At 70.6% G+C, this 19,114-nt stretch carries 21 protein-coding genes; 7 read left to right on the top strand and 14 right to left on the bottom strand.

Annotated features, from left to right (window positions below):
• Position 1 precedes the first annotated feature (1 nt).
• From rpmD to glpK, 11 genes are all read right to left on the bottom strand, one after another.
• Positions 2 to 187 carry a 50S ribosomal protein L30 gene (gene rpmD, locus IPG65_RS08270; RefSeq protein ID WP_293188749.1) on the bottom strand — a complete coding sequence of 62 codons (186 nt, stop codon included), beginning with the start codon at positions 185 to 187 and terminating at the stop codon, positions 2 to 4.
• A 14-nt stretch (positions 188 to 201) separates the two neighbouring features.
• The gene (rpsE, locus tag IPG65_RS08265; protein ID WP_293188748.1) at positions 202 to 723 is read right to left on the bottom strand and encodes a 30S ribosomal protein S5; all 522 of its coding nucleotides are present in this window, start codon (positions 721 to 723) and stop codon (positions 202 to 204) included.
• A 17-nt stretch (positions 724 to 740) separates the two neighbouring features.
• Positions 741 to 1,106, bottom strand: coding sequence for a 50S ribosomal protein L18 (rplR, locus tag IPG65_RS08260; protein ID WP_293188747.1), 366 nt, complete (start codon positions 1,104 to 1,106; stop codon positions 741 to 743).
• Between the two features lie 11 nt (positions 1,107 to 1,117).
• Positions 1,118 to 1,651: a 50S ribosomal protein L6 gene (gene rplF, locus IPG65_RS08255; protein ID WP_293188746.1), complete on the bottom strand. Its 534-nt coding sequence runs from the start codon at positions 1,649 to 1,651 to the stop codon at positions 1,118 to 1,120.
• A gap of 13 nt (positions 1,652 to 1,664) precedes the next feature.
• Positions 1,665 to 2,060, bottom strand: coding sequence for a 30S ribosomal protein S8 (rpsH, locus tag IPG65_RS08250; protein WP_293188745.1), 396 nt, complete (start codon positions 2,058 to 2,060; stop codon positions 1,665 to 1,667).
• 18 nt (positions 2,061 to 2,078) lie between these two features.
• Entirely contained in the window at positions 2,079 to 2,384 is a 306-nt protein-coding gene (rpsN, locus tag IPG65_RS08245; RefSeq protein ID WP_293188744.1) for a 30S ribosomal protein S14, read from the bottom strand.
• Positions 2,385 to 2,388: 4 nt separating this feature from the next.
• Entirely contained in the window at positions 2,389 to 2,934 is a 546-nt protein-coding gene (gene rplE / locus IPG65_RS08240; RefSeq protein ID WP_293188743.1) for a 50S ribosomal protein L5, read from the bottom strand.
• Positions 2,935 to 2,942: 8 nt separating this feature from the next.
• Entirely contained in the window at positions 2,943 to 3,260 is a 318-nt protein-coding gene (gene rplX / locus IPG65_RS08235) for a 50S ribosomal protein L24 (RefSeq protein WP_293188742.1), read from the bottom strand.
• 12 nt (positions 3,261 to 3,272) lie between these two features.
• Positions 3,273 to 3,641 (bottom strand): 50S ribosomal protein L14, encoded by a 369-nt coding sequence (gene rplN, locus IPG65_RS08230; protein ID WP_135286044.1) that lies wholly within the window; start codon positions 3,639 to 3,641, stop codon positions 3,273 to 3,275.
• 145 nt (positions 3,642 to 3,786) lie between these two features.
• Positions 3,787 to 5,394 carry a glycerol-3-phosphate dehydrogenase/oxidase gene (locus IPG65_RS08225; protein WP_293188741.1) on the bottom strand — a complete coding sequence of 536 codons (1,608 nt, stop codon included), beginning with the start codon at positions 5,392 to 5,394 and terminating at the stop codon, positions 3,787 to 3,789.
• Between the two features lie 100 nt (positions 5,395 to 5,494).
• Positions 5,495 to 7,036 carry a glycerol kinase GlpK gene (gene glpK / locus IPG65_RS08220; protein ID WP_293188740.1) on the bottom strand — a complete coding sequence of 514 codons (1,542 nt, stop codon included), beginning with the start codon at positions 7,034 to 7,036 and terminating at the stop codon, positions 5,495 to 5,497.
• A gap of 61 nt (positions 7,037 to 7,097) precedes the next feature.
• Here glpK and IPG65_RS08215 point away from each other — a divergent pair, with 61 nt between their 5' ends.
• Both IPG65_RS08215 and proC read left to right on the top strand, forming a co-directional pair.
• Complete coding sequence (locus tag IPG65_RS08215; RefSeq protein WP_293188739.1) at positions 7,098 to 8,246, top strand: esterase-like activity of phytase family protein; 1,149 nt, start codon at positions 7,098 to 7,100, stop codon at positions 8,244 to 8,246.
• 89 nt (positions 8,247 to 8,335) lie between these two features.
• Positions 8,336 to 9,172, top strand: a complete 837-nt coding sequence (gene proC / locus IPG65_RS08210; RefSeq protein WP_293188738.1) for a pyrroline-5-carboxylate reductase — start codon at positions 8,336 to 8,338, stop codon at positions 9,170 to 9,172.
• Positions 9,173 to 9,189: 17 nt separating this feature from the next.
• On the opposite strand, the gene IPG65_RS08205 is transcribed toward proC, so the two are convergent.
• Positions 9,190 to 9,930, bottom strand: a complete 741-nt coding sequence (locus IPG65_RS08205) for a GntR family transcriptional regulator (RefSeq protein ID WP_293188737.1) — start codon at positions 9,928 to 9,930, stop codon at positions 9,190 to 9,192.
• 142 nt (positions 9,931 to 10,072) lie between these two features.
• Between IPG65_RS08205 and pcaB the strand changes: the two genes are divergently transcribed.
• The 3 genes from pcaB (at position 10,073) to IPG65_RS08190 (ending at position 13,980) form a co-directional block, all read left to right on the top strand.
• Positions 10,073 to 11,428, top strand: a complete 1,356-nt coding sequence (gene pcaB / locus IPG65_RS08200; RefSeq protein ID WP_293188736.1) for a 3-carboxy-cis,cis-muconate cycloisomerase — start codon at positions 10,073 to 10,075, stop codon at positions 11,426 to 11,428.
• 60 nt (positions 11,429 to 11,488) lie between these two features.
• A complete protein-coding gene (locus IPG65_RS08195) occupies positions 11,489 to 12,484 on the top strand; it encodes a tripartite tricarboxylate transporter substrate-binding protein (protein ID WP_293188735.1) in 996 nt (331 codons plus the stop codon).
• Between the two features lie 104 nt (positions 12,485 to 12,588).
• Positions 12,589 to 13,980 carry a lyase family protein gene (locus IPG65_RS08190; protein ID WP_293188734.1) on the top strand — a complete coding sequence of 464 codons (1,392 nt, stop codon included), beginning with the start codon at positions 12,589 to 12,591 and terminating at the stop codon, positions 13,978 to 13,980.
• A gap of 93 nt (positions 13,981 to 14,073) precedes the next feature.
• Here IPG65_RS08190 and ubiA read toward each other — a convergent pair whose 3' ends face one another.
• A complete protein-coding gene (ubiA, locus tag IPG65_RS08185) occupies positions 14,074 to 14,964 on the bottom strand; it encodes a 4-hydroxybenzoate octaprenyltransferase (RefSeq protein ID WP_293188733.1) in 891 nt (296 codons plus the stop codon).
• Positions 14,965 to 15,033: 69 nt separating this feature from the next.
• Positions 15,034 to 15,981 (bottom strand): LysR substrate-binding domain-containing protein, encoded by a 948-nt coding sequence (locus IPG65_RS08180; RefSeq protein WP_293188732.1) that lies wholly within the window; start codon positions 15,979 to 15,981, stop codon positions 15,034 to 15,036.
• A gap of 149 nt (positions 15,982 to 16,130) precedes the next feature.
• Here IPG65_RS08180 and IPG65_RS08175 point away from each other — a divergent pair, with 149 nt between their 5' ends.
• A complete protein-coding gene (locus IPG65_RS08175) occupies positions 16,131 to 17,576 on the top strand; it encodes a DUF1254 domain-containing protein (RefSeq protein WP_293188731.1) in 1,446 nt (481 codons plus the stop codon).
• Between the two features lie 91 nt (positions 17,577 to 17,667).
• Positions 17,668 to 19,110, top strand: coding sequence for a DUF1254 domain-containing protein (locus IPG65_RS08170; RefSeq protein ID WP_293188730.1), 1,443 nt, complete (start codon positions 17,668 to 17,670; stop codon positions 19,108 to 19,110).
• Positions 19,111 to 19,114 lie beyond the last annotated feature (4 nt).

The following is a 19,114-nucleotide window of genomic DNA, read 5'->3' as shown; positions in this document are numbered from 1 at the left end:
CTTAGACGATCCTGATCAGATAGTCGATCTTGTTGATCATGCCGCGCACGGCAGGCGTGTCCTGCAGTTCACGCACGCTGTTCAGTTTGCGCAGGCCCAGGCCGCGCACCGTGGCGCGATGCGATTCCTTGCAGCCGATCGGGCTGCGAACCAACTGGACCTTGACGGTTTTCTGTGGCGTTGTCATGTGGGGGCTCCCGATCAGGCGGTGAAGATGTCTTCGACCGACTTGCCGCGCTTGGCCGCCACTTCGGCGGGCGTGGTGCAGTTGTTCAATGCATCCAGCGTGGCACGCACCATGTTGTAGGGGTTGGACGTGCCGTGGCTCTTGGCGACGATGTCGGTGATGCCCAGCACCTCGAACACGGCGCGCATGGGACCGCCGGCGATGATGCCGGTACCGCGCGGGGCCGGAGCCATCATCACGTTGGCGGCGCCGTGGTGGCCGGTCACGTTGTGATGGATCGTGCCATCCTTGAGCGACACCTTCGTCATGTTGCGGCGCGCCTCGTCCATGGCCTTCTGCACGGCGGCGGGCACTTCCTTGGACTTGCCCTTGCCCATGCCGACGCGGCCATCGCCATCGCCCACCACGGTCAACGCGGCGAAACCCAGGATACGGCCACCCTTGACCACCTTGGTCACGCGGTTGACCGCGATCATCTTCTCGCGCAGGCCGTCTTCCGGACCGTCGCCTTGCATCTTCGGCTGAAACTTTGCCATCTTGTTCGTCCTACCGTTCAGAACTGCAGACCCGCCTCGCGGGCAGCGTCGGCCAGGGCCTTGACACGGCCGTGGTAGGCGAAGCCCGCACGGTCGAAGGCCACCTTCTCCACCCCCGCGGCCTTGGCACGCTCGGCGATGCGCTGGCCGATCACTTGGGCGGCAGCGACGTTGCCGCCCTTGCCCGCGGCGCCCAGCGACTGGCGCATCTCGGCCTCGGCCGTGGAGGCGCTGGCCAGCACTTTCGCGCCGTCGCCGGAAATCACGGCGGCATAGATGTGCAGGTTGGTGCGGTTGACGGTCAGCCGCGCCACGCCCTGGGTGGCGATGCGGATGCGCGTCTGGCGCGCACGACGAAGACGCTGCTCTTTCTTGGTCATCATGATGCAGGTCCTTACTTCTTCTTGGTTTCCTTGATCGCCACCTTTTCATCCGAATAGCGGATGCCCTTGCCCTTGTAGGGCTCGGGGGGGCGGACGGCGCGGATTTCGGCAGCGATCTGCCCCACGCTCTGGCGGTCCGCGCCCTTGATGACGATTTCGGTCGGGGCCGGCGTGGCCACGGTGATGCCCGCGGGCATCTCGATGTTCACCGGGTGCGAGAAGCCCACCGACAGGTTCAGCTTGGCACCTTGCGCCTGGGCGCGGAAGCCCACGCCGACCAGGGTCAGCTTCTTCTCGAAGCCCTTGCTGACGCCGACCACCATGTTGTTGACCAGCTGGCGCATGGTGCCGCTCATGGCGTTGGCCTCGCGGGACTCGTCCGCCGGAGCGAAGGACAACTTGCCGTCCTCGGCGCTGATGTTCACCAGCGCGTTGGGGGCCAGCTTCAGCTCGCCGCCGCTGCCCTTGACCGTGATCTGGTCGTCCTTGATCTGCACATCGACGCCCGAGGGGACGAGAACGGCCATTTTTCCGACACGTGACATCTCTCGACTCTCCTTAGGCCACGTAGCACAGCACTTCGCCGCCGACACCGGTGGCGCGCGCCTTGCGGTCGGTCATCACGCCCTTCGGGGTGGTGACGATGGCCACGCCCAGGCCGTTCATGACCTGGGGAATGGCGTCGCGGCCCTTGTAGACGCGCAGGCCGGGACGGCTGACACGCTCGATGCGCTCGATGACGGGACGGCCGGCGTAGTACTTCAGCGCGATCAGCAGCTCGGACTTGGCGCCGTCGCTCTTGACCTCGAAGCCGTCGATGTAGCCTTCGTCCTTCAGCACCTGGGCAATGGCCACCTTCACCTTGGAAGACGGCACCGACACGGTCTGCTTGGCCACCATCTGCGCGTTGCGGATGCGGGTCAGCAGGTCGGCGATGGGATCACTCATGCTCATGTTGTTCTCTCCTGCCGATTACCAGCTCGCCTTCATGACGCCCGGGATCTGGCCGCTGAAGGCCATCTCGCGGACCTTGGCGCGGCCCAGCCCGAACTGGCGGAAGGTGCCGCGCGGGCGACCGGTCATTTCGCAACGGGCGCGCTGGCGCGTCGGGTTGGCGTTGCGCGGCAGCTTTTGCAGCGCCAGGCGGGCCTGCGCGCGCTCTTCGTCGCTGCGCTTGGCGTCATTGGCGATGCCCTTCAGCTCGGCGTGTTTCTTGGCGTACTTGGCGACGAGTTTTTCGCGCTTGAGCTCGCGCTCGATCAAAGCTACTTTTGCCACAACGTCACCCTTGGTTCTTGAACGGAAAACGGAAGCCCGCGAGCAGTGCCTTGCACTCCTCGTCGTTCTTGGCCGTCGTCGTGATGCTGATGTTCAGGCCGCGCAGGGCATCCACCTTGTCGTACTCGATCTCGGGGAAGATGATCTGTTCCTTGACGCCCACGTTGTAGTTGCCGCGGCCGTCGAACGAGCGCCCGGAGATGCCGCGGAAGTCGCGCACCCGCGGCAGCGCCACGGTGACGAAGCGGTCCAGGAACTCGTACATGCGCACGCCGCGCAGCGTGACCATGGTGCCGATGGCCTGGCCTTCGCGGATCTTGAAGCCGGCGATGGCCCGCTTGGCCTTGGTGACCACGGGCTTCTGGCCGGCGATCTTGGTCAGGTCGGCCACGGCGTTGTCCATGACCTTCTTGTCCGCCACGGCCTCGCTCACACCCATGTTGAGCGTGATCTTGGTGATGCGCGGCACCTCCATGGGCGACTTGTAGCCGAACTGCTTCATCAGTTCGGGCGCCACTTTTTCGCGATAGTGTTGTTGCAGTCGTGCCATGGTCAACCTCAGGCCTTGATCTCTTCGCCGCTGGACTTGAACACGCGCACGCGGCTGCCGTCCTGCAGGGTCTTGATGCCGACGCGGTCGGCCTTGCCGGTGGCCTTGTTGTAGATGGCCACGTTGGATTGGTGGATCGGCATGGCCTTCTCGATGATGCCGCCGGCCACGCCCTTCATGGGATTGGGCTTGGCGTGCTTCTTGACCATGTTGATGCCGTCGACCAGCAGGCGGTCGTCGCTGGCGCGCAGCGACACGGTGCCGCGCTTGCCCTTGTCGCGACCAGCCAGCACGATGACTTCGTCGCCCTTGCGAATCTTGTTCATGGCGCGCCTTTCTTACAGGACTTCGGGGGCCAGGGACACGATCTTCATGAACTTCTCGGTGCGCAGCTCGCGCGTGACCGGGCCGAAGATGCGGGTGCCGATCGGCTCCAGCTTGTTGTTGAGCAGCACGGCGGCATTGCCGTCGAACTTGACGAGCGAGCCATCGCCGCGGCGGATGCCCTTGGCGGTGCGCACCACCACGGCGCTGTAGATCTCGCCCTTCTTGACGCGGCCGCGCGGGGCGGCCTCTTTCACGCTCACCTTGATGATGTCGCCGACGCTGGCGTAGCGGCGCTTGGAACCGCCCAGCACCTTGATGCACAGGACGGACTTGGCGCCGGTGTTGTCGGCCACCTCGAGTCGAGATTCAGTCTGGATCATTTGTTCAATGTTTCCCAACTTGTATCCGGCGCGCCGGATCAGTCTTGGGCCCGTCGTGCGCCTTATGAAGGCGCACGCTTTGGGGCAGGTATCTTCAATCCATATTGGACGAAGCCCGCGATTGTGGCAAATCGAAAGGGCGCTGTCAAGCCCCCGGGTCGGCGCCGTGTTGCGCGTAGGCCTCGGCCAGGTGCTGGAAGGCGGCCAGCGCGGGGTCGCGCGCCAGTTCGTCGGCCAGGATGTCGGCGACGGCGGGCGCGGCGCGGGCTGCCTCGGCGGCGTCCAGGAACAGCAGGCGCGAGCGCCGCGCCAGCACGTCCTCGACCGAGCGGGCGTACTCGTGGCGGGCGGCGAAGCGGACCATGGCCTCGGACAGGCCCGGCGCCAGCCAGCGGCCGGCCCCCGGCAGGGCGGCCACGGCGGCGACCTCGGTGCCGTACAGGTGCAGCCCCGGTGGCCGGCCGAGGCCGACGGGGCGGGACGCGCCAGTGTGCTCGCCGCCGGCGCCGACCAGCCGCAGCCCGGCCGTGCGCGACGGGCCGCGCGGCGGCAGCGTGCCGGCCTGGATGCAGCGCGCCAGCACGTCCTCGGCCATGACGCGGTAGGTGGTCCACTTGCCGCCGGTGACGGTGACCAGGCCGGAGCGCGCCACGCGCACCGTGTGCTCGCGGCTGATGGCCGGGGTGTCGGCCGCTCCGTCGCCCGGGCTGACCAGCGGGCGCAGGCCGGCCCAGGTGCTGAGGACGTCGGCGCGCGTGGGCGCGCGCCGCAGGTAGCGGGCCGCCTCGCGCAGGATGAAGTCCAGCTCCCGCGCGAGGGGGCGCGGCTCCAGCGGCAGGTCCGGGCGCGGCGTGTCGGTGGTGCCCAGGATCAGCTTGCCAAGCCAGGGCACGGCGAACAGCACCCGCCCGTCCCCGGTGCTGGGCACCAGCAGGGCGTGCTCGCCGGGCAGGAAGGACTGGTCGATGACGACGTGCACGCCCTGGCTGGGCGCGACCAGGGGCAGCGCCGTGCGCCCGGCCGCCAGCGCGTCCTGCCGGCGCAGGCGGTCCACCCACACGCCGGTGGCGTTGACGATGCAGCCGGCCTCGATGCGCAGCTCGCGTCCGCTCTCGGCGTCGCGCACGCGCAGGCCGACGGCGCGGCCGGCGTCGTGCAGCACCTCCAGCGCCTCGCAGTGGTTGACCAGCAGGGCACCGTGCAGCGCCGCCGTGCGGGCGATGGCCAGCGCCAGGCGCGCGTCGTCGAACTGGCCGTCCCAGTACTTGACGCCGCCCTTGAGCCCGCGCGGCTGCACGCCGGGCAGCAGGCGCAGCGTCTCGGCCGCGCCGAGCCACTCGGTGCGGCCCAGGCCGTGGCGGCCGGCCAGGGCGTCGTACATCTTCAGGCCGGCGCCGTAGAACGGCGTCTCCCACAGCCGGTAGGAGGGCATGACGAAGGGCAGCGGCTGCGCCAGGTGCGGCGCGCTGTGCAGGATGTGCAGGCGCTCGTGCAGCGCCTCGCGCACCAGGCCGACGCTGCCCTGCGCCAGATAGCGCACGCCGCCGTGCACCAGCTTGGTGGCGCGCGAGGAAGTGCCCTTGGCGAAATCGTGCGCCTCGACCAGCACCACGCTGTGGCCGCGCTGGGCGGCGTCCAGCGCCACGCCCAGGCCGGTGGCGCCGCCGCCGACGATGGCGATGTCATAGCGGCGCGGTTCGGCCAGGCGGGCCAGCAGCGCGGCGCGGTCGGTGGGCAGGGGGTCGCCGATCATCTCAAGACACAATGAATACTATTATTTTAATAGCTTCCGTCGCAATATCCACGCTGGCTGGAGGCCGATTTCGCTTGAAATCCATCACGCCCTCGCCCGCTCACCCGGCGGCCCCGTCGCGGGCCCAGCCGCGCGCGCGCTCGACGGCCTCGCGCCAGCGCGCCAGGCGGGCGCGCCGCGCGGGCTCGGGCAAGCGCGGCTCGAAGCGCCGCTCGGCCGACCACTGCGCGGCGATGGCCGCGCCGTCGCGCCACACGCCGGTGGCCAGCCCGGCCAAGTAGGCCACGCCCAGGGCGGTGGTCTCGGTGACGCGCGGGCGCACCACGGGCACGCCCAGCAGGTCGGCCTGCAGCTGCATCAGCAGGTCGTTGCGGCTGGCGCCGCCGTCCACGCGCAGCTCGGTCAGCGGCAGGCCGGCGTCGCGGCTCATGGCGCCGAACAGGTCGGCCGACTGCAGCGCGATGGCCTCCAGCGCGGCGCGGGCGATGTGGGCGCGCGTGGTGCCGCGCGTCAAGCCGACCAGGGTGCCGCGCGCGCGGCCGTCCCAGTCCGGCGCGCCCAGGCCGGCGAAGGCGGGCACCAGGAAGACGTCGCCCGTGTCGGGCACGCTGGCGGCCAGCGGCTCGACCTCGGCCGCGCTCCGGATGATCTGCAGGCCGTCGCGCAGCCACTGCACCGTGGCGCCGGCCATGAAGACCGAGCCCTCCAGGCAGTACGCTGTGCGGTGGGCCCCGGCCTGCGCCGGCCCCTGCCAGCCGACGGTGGCGAGCAGCCGGTTGCGGCTGGGCCGGGCCTTGGCGCCGGTGTTCATCAGCATGAAGCAGCCGGTGCCGTAGGTGTTCTTGGCCATGCCGGGCGCGAAGCAGGCCTGGCCGAAGGTGGCGGCCTGCTGGTCGCCCGCCACGCCGGCGATGGGGATGGGCGCGGCGCCCAGCAGGCCGGGCGCGGTCTCGCCCAGCACACCGCTGGAGGGCACGATGCGCGGCAGCACCGCGCGCGGGATGCCGAACAGGCGCAGCAGCTCGTCGTCCCACGCCAGCCGGTGGATGTCCATCAGCATGGTGCGCGCGGCGTTGCCGGGGTCGGTGGCGTGCACGCGCCCGCCGGTCAGCTTGTGGATGAGCCAGCTGTCGATGGTGCCGAAGGCCAGCTCGCCCGCCTCGGCGCGGGCGCGCGCGCCGGGCACCTGCTCCAGCAGCCACTCCAGCTTGGTGGCGGAGAAGTAGGCGTCCAGCACCAGCCCGGTCTTGCGCTGGATCGGCCCGGCCTGGCCGGCGCGCCGCAGCTGCTCGCAGCGCGCCGCCGTGCGGCGGTCCTGCCAGACGATGGCGGGCGCCACCGGCGCGCCCGTGGCGCGGTCCCACAGCACCGTGGTCTCGCGCTGGTTGGCGATGCCGATCGCTATTATTTCAGGAGCTGATGGCACAATGCGGGTACTGGCTGGAGGCAGTTTCTGTATACATTCCCGTGCCACGGCCAACTGCGTCGCCCAAATATCTTGCGCGTCGTGCTCCACCCAGCCGGGCCGCGGAAAGTGCTGCGCGAACTCGCGCTGCGCCAGCGCCGCCACGCGCCCGTCGCGGTCGAAGGCGATGGCGCGGCTGCTGGTGGTGCCTTGGTCGAGGGCCAGGAGGTAGCTCATGGCGGCAAGCGTAGCCGAAGCCACCCGGCCTGCCCATCGCCTCCCTCTACACTGCGCAGCCATGACCGGACCCGATCGCACGCCCCCGCTCAGCCGCCGCGCCGCCCTGCGCGCGCTGGCTGGCGCCGCCGCGCTCCTTGGCGGCGGTGCCCGCGCCCTGCAGCCGCCCGCCGCCGGCACGCCCGCGCTGAAGCTGATCGCGCACGGCAGCCTGGCCAGCGGGCAGTCGTTCCAGAACACGACCATCGGCGGCCTCTCCGGCCTGGCCGGGGACGCGCGCACCGGCCTCTGGTACGCGCTGTCCGACGACCGCAGCCGCCACGCCCCGGCGCGCTGCTACGTGCTGCGCCTGCCGCCCTTCGCGGCCGGCCAGCCACTGCTGCCGCAATGGGTGGACGTCATCACCCTGCTCGGCCCCGACGGCCAGCCCTTCCCGCGCCACCGTGTCGATCCCGAGGCGCTGGCGCTGCGGCAGGACGAAGCCACCGGCGCCACCACCCTGCTGTGGACCAGTGAAGGCGACCTGCGCGCCCGCATTCCGCCGGCGCTGTACGAGAGCGCGCTCGACGGCCGCCTGCTGCGCGAGCTGCCCCTGCCCCCGCTGCTGCGCCAGACCGGCGCGCGCGGCCGCGGCCCGCGCAACAACGAAACGCTGGAGGCCCTGGCCACCACCCCCGACGGCCGCCACGCCTGGGCCGGCATGGAAAGCGCGCTGGCGCAGGACGCCGGCGGCCCCGGCGCCCCGGCCGGCCCGTGCCGCATCACCCGGTTCGACCTGGCCCGCGGCCGCGCCGACCGGCAGGTGGCCTACCTGCCCGAACCCCTGCCCTTCGGCATGGCCCTGCCCCACGGCCCGGCCGAGAGCGGCGTGGCCGAAGTCCTGGTGGCCGACGAGCATCGCCTGTGGGTGCTGGAGCGCGCCTGGACCCCCGCCACCGGCGTGTCCGCGCGGCTGTACGAGGCCGACCTGCGCGGCGCCAGCGACACCCTGGGCATCGACACCCTGCGCCCCGGCCGCTACCGCCCCACGCCCAAGCGCCTGCTGCTCGACCTGCGCGCCAGCGGCCTGCCGCACGTGGACAACTTCGAGGCCATGGCCTGGGGGCCGCCTCTGCCCGGAGGCTGGACGTCGCCCCCAAGCTCCGCTGCTTCGCATGCCGCGCTGCCCCCAGGGGCCCCGCCCGGGCGGCCGGCGGCCGGACGCTGGTGATGATGACCGACGACAACTTCAACCCACTGCAGGTGACGCAGTTCGCCGCCTTCGAGGTCGTCGAATAGCCTGGCCTACACTGCCGCGCCATGAACACCGCCACCGCCCTCCCCGCTTCCACCCGCATCGCCTTCATCGGCGGCGGCAACATGGCCAGCGCCATCATCGGCGGGCTGGTCCGGCAGGGCCTGCCGGCGCAGCGGATCGCGGTGGTGGAGCCGTTCGAGGGCTCACGCAACAGCCTGCGGCAGCGCCACGCGGTCGAGGCCCGGCCGGCCGCCGGCGACTTCCTGGCCGGCGCCGGGCTGGTCGTCTGGGCCGTCAAGCCGCAGAGCTTCCGCGAAGCGGCCGCGGCCGCCGCGCCGCACATCGGCCAGGCGATGCAACTGTCGGTGATGGCCGGCATCCGCCTGGGCGACATCGCCGCCGCCACCGGCACGGACCGCATCGTGCGCTGCATGCCCAACACGCCGGCGCTGGTCGGCCGGGGCATGACCGGGCTGTTCGCCAGCTCCAGCGTGGGCGCCGCCGACCGCGCGCTGGCCGAGGCCGTGATCCGCACCACTGGCGACGCGCTGTGGGTGGAGCGCGAGGCACAGCTCGACGCCGTGACCGCGCTGTCCGGCTCCGGCCCAGCCTACGTCTTCTACTTCCTCGAAGCCATGCAGCAGGCCGGAGTCGAACTGGGCCTGAGCGCCGAGCAGGCGCGCCACCTGGCCGTGGGCACTTTCGCCGGCGGTAGCGCACTGGCGGCCGACTCACCCGAACCGCTGGCCGTGCTGCGCGAGCGCGTGACCAGCAAGGGCGGCACCACCCACGCCGCGCTGGCGGCGATGGAGCAAGCGGGCATGAAGGCGTCCTTCATCGAGGCCATGCAGGCGGCCTGCGCGCGCGCCAGGCAACTGGGCGACGAGTTCGGGCGCTGAGAAGCCGTGCCGCGGCCTCAGGCGCCGCGCTCCCGGGACCGGTTCATCTCCATGGTCAGCGTGAAGCGGTCCGCCGGGTGGATGGACACCGAGATCTCGATCGCCTCGCCCTCGGCGTCGAGGTAGGAACGCGTGATCTTGAGCGCCGCCGCCCCCGGCTCCGCCTGCAGTTCGGCCGCCAGCGCCGGAGACAGCGTGATGGCGCCGATCTCCTGCCGGATGCGCGCGATGGCGGTGCCGTAGCGCTCCTCGATCAGCGCGCTCACCAGCCGGTCGGGTGACTGGCGCGCCAGCGCCTCGATCCCGGCGAAGCGCTCGTCCACGTAGACGTCCGTCCAGCCCATCGGGCGGCCCTGCCCGCCGGCCTCCATGCGCAGGCTCGACAGGCGCAGCAGCCGCGTGCCGCCCGGCACGCCCAGTTCGCCGGCCAGCGCCAGGTCGGCCACCACCGGCACGACCTCGCGCACCTGGCGCACGTGCCGGGAGCCGAACTGCGCCAGTTCTTCCGCCGTCACGATCGACTGTGTGAACCCCTGCCTCGGCGCGCGCGCCTCGACGCGCGTGCCGACGTTCTTGCGGCGCGAGACCAGCCCCTGCTCCTGCAGCTCGTCCAGTGCCTTGCGCACGGCGTAGCGGCTCAGGCCGTGGCGCGCGCACAGCTCGAACTCGGTCGGCAGCAGCGAGCCCACCTCTTGCTGGCCGGAGGCGATCGCCTCCGTCAGGTGGCGGGCCAGGTCGTGGCTTGACGTGATGCTCATGCGCAACTTCATCAGGGTAAACCCCAGTATTTTCTATGTTCGAACATATTTAGACTTTATATGTTCGAACAAATAAACATGTTCGATCAATGCCCGACATATTAGCCAACCTGGAGACCCCGTGACCGCTTCACCCCCTCCCATGACCAGCACCGTCCTGGATTCGATCCTGTTCCGCGACGCCTTCGGCACGCCCCGCATGCGCGAGGTGTTCTCCGACCGCCAGTTGATCGCCCGCTACATCGAGGTCGAGGTCGCGCTGGCCCGCGCCGAGGCGCGCTGCGGCGTCATCCCGGCCGACGCCGCCGAAGTCATCGCGCGCGAGTCGCGGCTCGACCGCATCGACTTCGACCACATGCGCCATGAGACCGACATCGTCGGCTACCCCATCCTGCCGCTGGTGCACCAGCTCGTCGCGCTGTGCGGCGACGCCGGCCGCTACATCCACTGGGGTGCGACCACGCAGGACATCATGGACACCGCCAACGTGCTGCAGGTGCGCGATGCGCTGGCCCTCGTCGAGGCCGACATCCGCGAGCTGCGTGCCATCCTCGCCGGCCTGGCGGAGAAGCACCGCGACACGCCCATGGCCGGCCGCACGCACCTGCAGCAGGCCCTGCCGGTCACCTTCGGCTACAAGGCCGCGATCTGGTTGGCCATGTTCGACCGCCACCAGCAGCGGCTGGCCGAGCTGAAGGGCCGCGTGCTGGTGGTCGAGTTCGCCGGTGCCGCCGGCACGCTGGCCTCGTTGGGTGACAAGGGCTTCGAGGTGCAGGCCGCGCTGGCCGACGAGCTGGGCCTGGGCGTGCCGGCCACCACCTGGCACGTGGCGCGCGACGGTTTCGCCGAGGCAGTGAACCTGCTGGCGCTGGTCACCGGCTCGCTGGGCAAGATCGCGCTGGACATCATGATCATGGCGTCCACCGAGTTCGCCGAGGTATACGAGCCCTTCGTCAAGGGGCGCGGCGCGAGCAGCACCATGCCGCAGAAGCGCAACCCCATCTCCAGCGAGCTGATGCTGGCCGCCGCCAAGGCCGTGCGCCAGCACGCCGGGCTGATGGTGGACGCGATGATCCACGACTTCGAGCGCGCCACCGGCCCCTGGCACGCCGAGTGGATCGCCATTCCCGAGAGCTTCGTGCTCACGGCCGGGGCGCTGCACCAGGCCAAGTTCGCGCTCTCGGGCCTGATCGTGGACGAGGCGCGCATGCGCCACAACCTCGGCATCAGCCGCGGCCTGATCGTGGCCGAGGCCGTGATGATGGGGCTGGCCCCGCACATCGGCCGCCAGCAGGCGCACGACGTGGTCTACGACGCCTGCCGCACCGTCAACGAACAGGGCGGCACGCTGGCCGAGGCGCTGGCCGCGCTGCCCGCCGTGACCGCGCACGTGGACCGCGCCACGATCGACCGCCTCACCGACCCCGCGAACTACCTGGGCCTCGCGCCGCGGATGGTGGATCGCGCGCTGGCCGCATCCCGGCAGTGCGGCGCCTGAGGCGCCCCGAGCCCGCCCCCCGATTTCCCCGCCACCACCCCACCCCAGGAGAGATTCATCATGAACGCATCCCGCCCGAACACCCTGCGCCGCCTGTGCCTCGCCGCCGCCCTCGCGGCCGCCGCGCCGCTGTCCCTGGCCCAGGCCTGGCCGAACAAGGCCCTGACCTGGATCGTGCCCTTCGCCGCCGGCGGCCCCACCGACGGCATGGCGCGCGACATCGCCGACAAGGTCGGCCGCCAGCTCGGCCAGCCCATCGTGATCGAGAACGTCGCCGGCGCCGGCGGCACCATCGGCGCCACCAAGGCGGCCCGCTCCAAGCCCGACGGCTACACCTTCCTGGTGGGCCACCTGGGCTACATGGGCGCCGGCCCGTCGCTGTACAAGAAGTTGGCCTACGACCCGGTCAAGGACTTCGACGCGGTGTTCCGCTTCCCGGACACGCCGCTGGTCCTGCTGGCCGGCAAGAACTCCAAATACAAGACCGCCACCGACCTGATCGCCTTCGCCAAGGCCAACCCCGGCACGGTGAACTTCGCCAACGCCGGGGTCGGCTCCACCTCGCACCTGATCGCCGCGCTGTTCGCGTCCCGGGCCGGCATCGCCGTGTCGCAGGTGTCGTACAAGGGTGTCGCGCCGGCCGTCAACGACCTGATCGGCGGGCAGGTCGATGCCATCTTCGATCAGAGCAACACAGCGCTGCCCCAGGTGCAGGGCGGGCGGCTCAACGCCATCGCGCTGACGTCCCTCAAGCCCATGCCCCAACAGTACCCCGGCGTCGCGCCGCTGGCCGACCAGGGCCTGCCCGGCTTCGAGGCCGCCACCTGGTACGGGCTGTACGCACCCAAGGGCACGCCGCAGGACGCGATCCAGAAGATGCACGCGGCCTACCTCAAGGCGCTGGCCGACAAGGCGTGGACCGACCGCATGGCCGCCGCCGGCATCCAGTTGCTGCCCGAGGCGCAGGTCGCGCCCGCCGCGTTCGCCAAACACACGGCCGACGAGGTGGATCGGTGGCGCAAGGTAACGGCCGAGGCCAAGATCCAACTCAACTGAGCGCCCGCCGCGCCCACCCTGGGCGCGGTGCGGGGCCAATATGGACGCGAGGCCGCACGTTGAGAAACCGTCGCGGCCAAGACCCGCATCCCACTGGAGTGAACATGGACACATCACGCACCGAGCATGACGCCTTCGGACCCGTCGAGATTCCCGCGGACCGCTACTGGGGCGCGCAAACGCAGCGCGCGCTTGGCGTCTTTGAAGTCGGCGAGGAGCGCTTTCCCGCGTGTCTGATCCGCGCGTTCGGCCTGCAGAAGATGGCGGCCGCGCGCGCCAACCTGCGTTGCGGTGCGCTCAAGGCGATGCTGGCAGAACCGATCGTGGCGGCTGCCGCTGAGCTGCGCGACGGCCGCTTCGACACGCACTTCCCGCTCACCATCTGGCAAACCGGCTCGGGCACGCAGACGAACATGAACGCGAACGAGGTGATCGCGAACCGGGCCAACGAGCTGATGGGCCAGCCGCTGGGCACCAAATCCCCGGTGCATCCCAACGATCACGTCAACGCGTCGCAATCGTCCAACGACAGCTTCCCGACCGTCATGCACCTGGTCGCGGTGCTGGAGCTGGAGCAGCGGCTGAAGCCAGCGCTCGCATTGCTGCGGGACAGTCTGCGGGAGCGTGCCGACGCGTTTGCCGACGTCCTGAAGATCGCGCGCACTCACCTGATGGACGCCGTGCCGATGACGATGGGGCAGACCTTCGACACCTTCGCCCGCCAGGTCGGGCATGGCATCGAACGAATCGACGCCACCCTGCCGCGGCTTTTGTCGCTGCCGCAGGGCGGGACGGCGGCCGGCACGGGTCTGAACGCGCCGCCGGCGTTCGATGTCTTCTTCTGCGAGGAGATCGGCGCACTCACGGGCCACGGCTTCTCGCCCAATGCCTCGAAGTTCGAGGGCATGGCGGCGCACGACGCACTGGTCGAGGTGTCAGGCGCGCTGAACGTGCTGGCGACTTCGCTGCTCAAGATCGCCAACGATCTGCGCTGGCTCGGATCCGGCCCGCGCTGCGGCCTGGGGGAGCTGAAGATTCCGGATGACGGCCTCACGAGTTCGATCATGCCGGGCAAGCGCAACCCGACGATCGCGGAGGTGCTGGCGCAGGCCTGCATGCAGGCCATGGGCAACCACGTGACCATCACCCTGGCCAACGCGTCGGGCAATTTCGAGCTGAACGTCGCCAAGCCCGTGCTGATCGCCAACCTGCTGCAATCGATCCGCGTGCTGGCCGATGCGGCGGGCGTGCTGGCCCGGCGACTGGTTCAGGGTATCGCGGTGGACCCTGCGCGCCTGGCCGGCAACGTCGAGAACGCGCTGCTGCTGGCGACGGCCTTGAATCCGCACCTTGGGTACGACCGGGTGGCGAAGATCACCGCCGCGGCGCTCGCGCAGGGAATGACGCCGCGCGCTGCCGCTGTATCACTGGGATTCCTGGATGAGGCGACCTACGACCGGATCGTGGATGCCGGAAGGATGGCCCATCGCCAATAGCCTGGCCTCGGCGCCGATCGGCGGTTCGTTCCCATCTCAAGCAGGACTGGCGCATAGCGGCGACCGGCGCCAGCATCCAGCTCAGCCGACCATTCAACGCACCCATGCCAGCGCCAGCGCGATGCCCGCGAAAACCGTGAAGCCGAGCCAGTGGTTCTGCCTGAAGGCGGTGAAGCAGCCCTCGCGCGTGCGCCCGCGGATCAGCGTGTAGTGCCACAGCGCCTGCGCGGCGGCCAGCCCGAATGCTATGTAAAGAATAGCTGAAGGCGCATGCTGGACGCCAACCCAGAGCCAGATCGACAGGAAAACGGCGTAGAAGGCCATGACCGCCGGCACGTCCAGTGCGCCCAGGGTGATGGCCGAGGTCCGGATGCCGATCTTCAGGTCGTCGTCGCGGTCGACCATGGCGTACTCGGTGTCGTAGGCCAGCACCAGGGCGATCTCGCCCAGGGTCAGCCACAGCGCCTCCAGTGGCACGCGGCCCTGCGCGGCGGCGTAGGCCATCGGGATGCCGAAGCTGAAGGCGACGCCCAGCACCGCCTGCGGCATGGCGAACCAGCGCTTGGTGAAGGGGTAGGCGATGGTCACCAGCAGCGCGGGCACGGACCACAGGATGACCAGCCGGTGGGTCGTCAGCGCCAACGCGAAGGCGGCCAGCGCCAGCGCGGCGCCCAGACCCAGCGCCTCGCGCACGCTCACCTGCCCCGTGGTCACCGGCCGCCCGGCGGTGCGTTTGACGTGGCGGTCGAACTCGCGGTCGGCCACGTCGTTGACGCAGCAGCCGGCCGAGCGCATGAGGATGGTGCCGCCCACGAACACCGCCAGCAGGTGCCAGCCCGGAAAGCCGCCCGCCGCCAGCCACAGCGCGCCCAGCGTGGGCCACAGCAGCACCAGCCAGCCGGCGGGGCGGTCCCAGCGGATCAGGTCGAGGTACAGCGCCGGCTTGCCGCGCGGCGCGGCGGGGGCTTGGGACGAAGCGTTCATGCAATCGAAATGATAGCGGCTGGCACAACGCGGACGCCGGCTGGAGGCCGATTTTGCTTGAAATCTCCGTCAGGACAGCCGGGCGACGCCGGGCAGCGGGCAGCCGTAGACGGCGTTGCGCAGCGCGGCGATGGCCTCGTAACGCGTGAAGCTGCGCCGCCACGCCAGCACCACGCGCCGCGTGGGCGGGGCGGTGCCGGGGTGGTCGTCCACCACGGGCAGGTAGCGCACCAGCGCGTCCTGCCCCTGCGCGCCGGGCGCGGGCACCGACAGGCGCGGCACCAGGGTCACGCCCATGCCGGCGGCGACCATGTGCTTGATGGTTTCCAGCGACGAGCCCTCGAAGCTCTTGCGGATGCCCTCGGCGTCGCTGGCGTAGCGCGCGAACTCCGGGCACACCTGCAGCACGTGGTCGCGGAAGCAGTGGCCGGTGCCCAGCAGCAGCATGGTCTCGCTGCGCAGCTGCTGCGAGGTGACGGACGGCTGCGCGGCCAGCGGGTGGCCGGCCGGCACGGCGGCCATGAAAGGCTCGTCGTACAGCGCGGCGATGGCCAGGCCGGTGTCGGGGAAGGGCTCGGCCAGGATGGCGCAGTCGATCTCGCCGGTGCGCAGCATCTCCAGCAGGCGCACGGTGAAGTTTTCCTGCAGCATCAGCGGCATCTGCGGCGTGCGGGCGATGTTCTGGCGCACCAGGTCGGGCAGCAGGTAGGGGCCGATGGTGTAGATCACGCCCAGCTTGAGCGGCCCGCCCAGCGGGTCCTTGCCGCGCTGGGCGATCTCCTTGATCCGGGCCGCCTGCTCCAGCACGCTCTGCGCCTGGCGCACGATCGCCTCGCCCAGCGGCGTGACGGTGACCTCGCCGGCGCTGCGCTCGAACAGCTTGAGCTCCAGCTCGTCCTCCAGCTTCTTGACCGCCACCGACAGCGTGGGCTGCGAGACGAAGCAGGCCTCGGCGGCCTTGCCGAAGTGCTTTTCGCGGGCCACGGCGACGATGTATTTCAGTTCGGTCAGGGTCAAAAACAACTCCTTGCGCAACTCCTGCGGTCCCGTCGCCGGCCATCATAGGGCGGCCGTCTCTTCGCCGCTTTGTAAACGCGATGACAGTCTGCCCGCAGGTTCGGCACTATGGTGCGCGGACCCGATTTCACAACGACAAGGAGACACCCATGATCCCATTCATGGCTCATGCGCGGCGGGCCGGCCAAACCGCGGCGACGCTGGCCTGGGGGCTGGCACCCGTGTGCCTGGCCTTCTCGGCTTCCGTGGCGAGCGCCGCGCCACCGCCGCTGACCGAGGACGAGGCCTACGCCATCGGCGTGGAGGCCTACACCTACGCCTACCCGATGGTGCTGATGGAGGTCTCGCGCCGCATCACCACCAACGTGGCGCAGCCCGACGGCGCGAAGCTGCGCGCGCCGGTCAACCAGTTCACGCACGCCTCGACCTACCCGGACGCCAAGTTCAAGGACGTGGTGCGCCCCAACGCCGACACGCTGTACTCGATGCTGTGGTTCGACGTCGGCCAGGAGCCCCTGGTCATCTCGCTGCCCGACACCGCCGGGCGCTATTTCGTGGTGCCGATCATGGACCAGTGGACCGACGTCTTCGCCACGCTCGGCACCCGCACCACTGGGCGCGCCACGGGCGACTACGCGCTGGTCGGCCCGCGCTGGCAGGGCGCGCTGCCGGCCGGCGTGCGCAAGATCGTGAGCCCGACGGACAAGGGCTGGATCGTCGGCCGCATCCAGACCAACGGGCCGGAGGACTTCCCCAACGTGCGCAAGTTGCAACAGCAACTGAAGGCGGTGCCGCTGTCCGGCCGGGGCAAGCCCGATGCGCCGCCGGCGGGCCGCGTCGATCCGGCGGTCGACATGACCACGCCGCCGGTCGCCCAGGTGGCGGGCCTGGCGCCGCAGGCCTTCTTCGGGCTGTTCGCCGAGGCCCTCAGGCACAACCCGCCGCACGCGGCCGACTACCCGGCGGTGCTGCGCATGGAGCGCCTGGGCCTGGTGGCGGGCCAGGGCTTCGACCTGGCCAAGGCCGACCCCGCCGTGCAGCGCGGCCTGGCGCGCGCCGCGCCCGACGCGCTCAAGCGCATCGTCGAGCGCGGGCGCTTCCGCTACGTGCGCAAGGACGGCTGGAGCACCCCGCAGGCCATGATCGGCACCTACGGCAACGACTACATGATGCGCGCTTTCACCGCCTACGCGGGCCTGGGCGCGCTGCCGCCCGAGGAAGCGATCTACCCCGGCGGCGTGCTCGACAAGGATGGCCAGCCCCTGACCGGCGCGGCGCGCTACGTGCTGCACTTCGACAAGAGCCAGTTGCCGCCCGTGGACGCCTTCTGGTCGCTGACCATGTACGGCCCGGACCAGTTTTTCGTCGACAACCCCATCCACCGCTACGCCATCGGCGACCGCGACAAGCTGGCCTACAACGCCGATGGCTCGCTGGACATCCACATCCAGCACGCCTCGCCGGGCAAGGACAAGGAAGCCAACTGGCTGCCCGCCCCCGCCGGCCCCTTCAGCATGAACCTGCGCTTGTACCTGCCGCGCCCCGAAGCCGCGGACGGCCGCTGGGCCGCGCCCGGCCTCGTGCGCCAACCCTGAGGGCCGCCGAATCGCCCGCTGGACGGCGCGGTCCGTTGGCGGGCGCACCGGGTGCTATGGTGCGTGCCTCGACAACATTGAGGAGACCTCCATGATTCCATTCCTGGCGCCCTGGCGACGCGGCGCGCACACCGTGACCGGTCCGGCCCGGGGGCTGATGCCCCTGTGCCTGGCCTTGTCCGTCACCATGGCCAGCGCCGCCGCACCCACGCTGACCGAGGACGAGGCCTACGAGATCGGCGTCGAGGCCTACACCTACGCCTACCCCCTGGTGCTGATGGAAACGACCAACCGCGTCACCACCAACGTGGCGCGGCCGGACAGTGCCAGCCTGCGCGCGCCCTACAACCAGCTAGTGCACGCCACGGCCTTCCCGGACGCCAGCTTCAAGGACGTGGTGCGGCCCAACGCCGACACCCTGTATTCCCTGGTGCGCTACGACGTGGGCCAGGAGCCGATGGTCATCACCGTGCCGGACACCGCCGGCCGCTATTTCTCGCTGACGCTGATGGACATGTGGACCGACGCCTACGCCTCGATCGGCACCCGCACCACGGGCGCGGCGACGGGCCGGTTCGCCATCGTCGGCCCGGGCTGGCGAGGCCCCCTGCCGGCGGGCGTGCGCAAGATCGTCAGCCCCACCGCCGGCGGCTGGCTCACCGGCCGCATCCAGACCAACGGAGAGGCCGACTACGCCAAGGTGCACCAGCTCCAGTCCGGCCTGCACGCCGTGCCGCTGTCGGCCCTCGGCAAGCCCTACACGCCGCCGCCCGGCCGCGTGGACCCGGCCATCGACATGAAGACGCCGCCGGTCGATCAGGTGCAGACCATGAGCCCCGCGGCCTACTTCGCCCTGTTCGCCGAAGCGCTCAAGCGCAACCCGCCGCACGCCGCCGACTACCCCATGCTGCTGCGCCTGGAGCGCCTGGGCCTGGTGGCCGGCCAGGGCTTCGACCTGAACCGGGCCGACCCCACCGTGCAGCGCGCCCTGAACCGCGCCGCGCCCGATGCGCTCAAGAACTTCGCCGCCGGCCGCTCACGCTTCGCGCAGCGCAACGGCTGGAACCTGGCCATGGCCAGGATCGGCTCCTACGGCGAGGACTACCTGCTGCGCGCCCTCGTCGCCCGCGGCGGCCTGGGCGCCCTGACGCCCGAGGAGGCGGTCTATCCCGGCGGCTTCGTCGACCCCGACGGCCAGCCGCTGACGGGCGCGGCGCGCTACGTGCTGCACTTCGACAAGGGCCAGTTGCCGCCGGCCAAGGCGTTCTGGTCGCTGTCCCTGTACGGCGCCGACCAGTTCTTCGTGGCCAACCCGCTCAATCGCTACGCCATCGGCGACCGCGACAAGCTGGTCTTCAACCCCGACGGCTCGCTGGACATCCACGTGCAGCACGAGTCGCCCGGCAAGGACAAGGAAGCCAACTGGCTGCCCGCCCCGGCCGGCCCGTTCAGCACCAACCTGCGCCTGTACCTGCCCAAGCCCGAGGCGACGGATGGGCGCTGGACCCCGCCCGGCATGCAGCGGGTGAAATGAGCCA

Origin of the sequence: Ottowia sp. (assembly GCF_016703145.1) — a bacterium.
Classification (GTDB): Bacteria; Pseudomonadota; Gammaproteobacteria; order Burkholderiales; family Burkholderiaceae_C; genus Ottowia.
The sequence above is the reverse complement of the archived record's forward strand: the minus strand, read 5'-3'. Positions and strand labels throughout refer to the sequence as shown.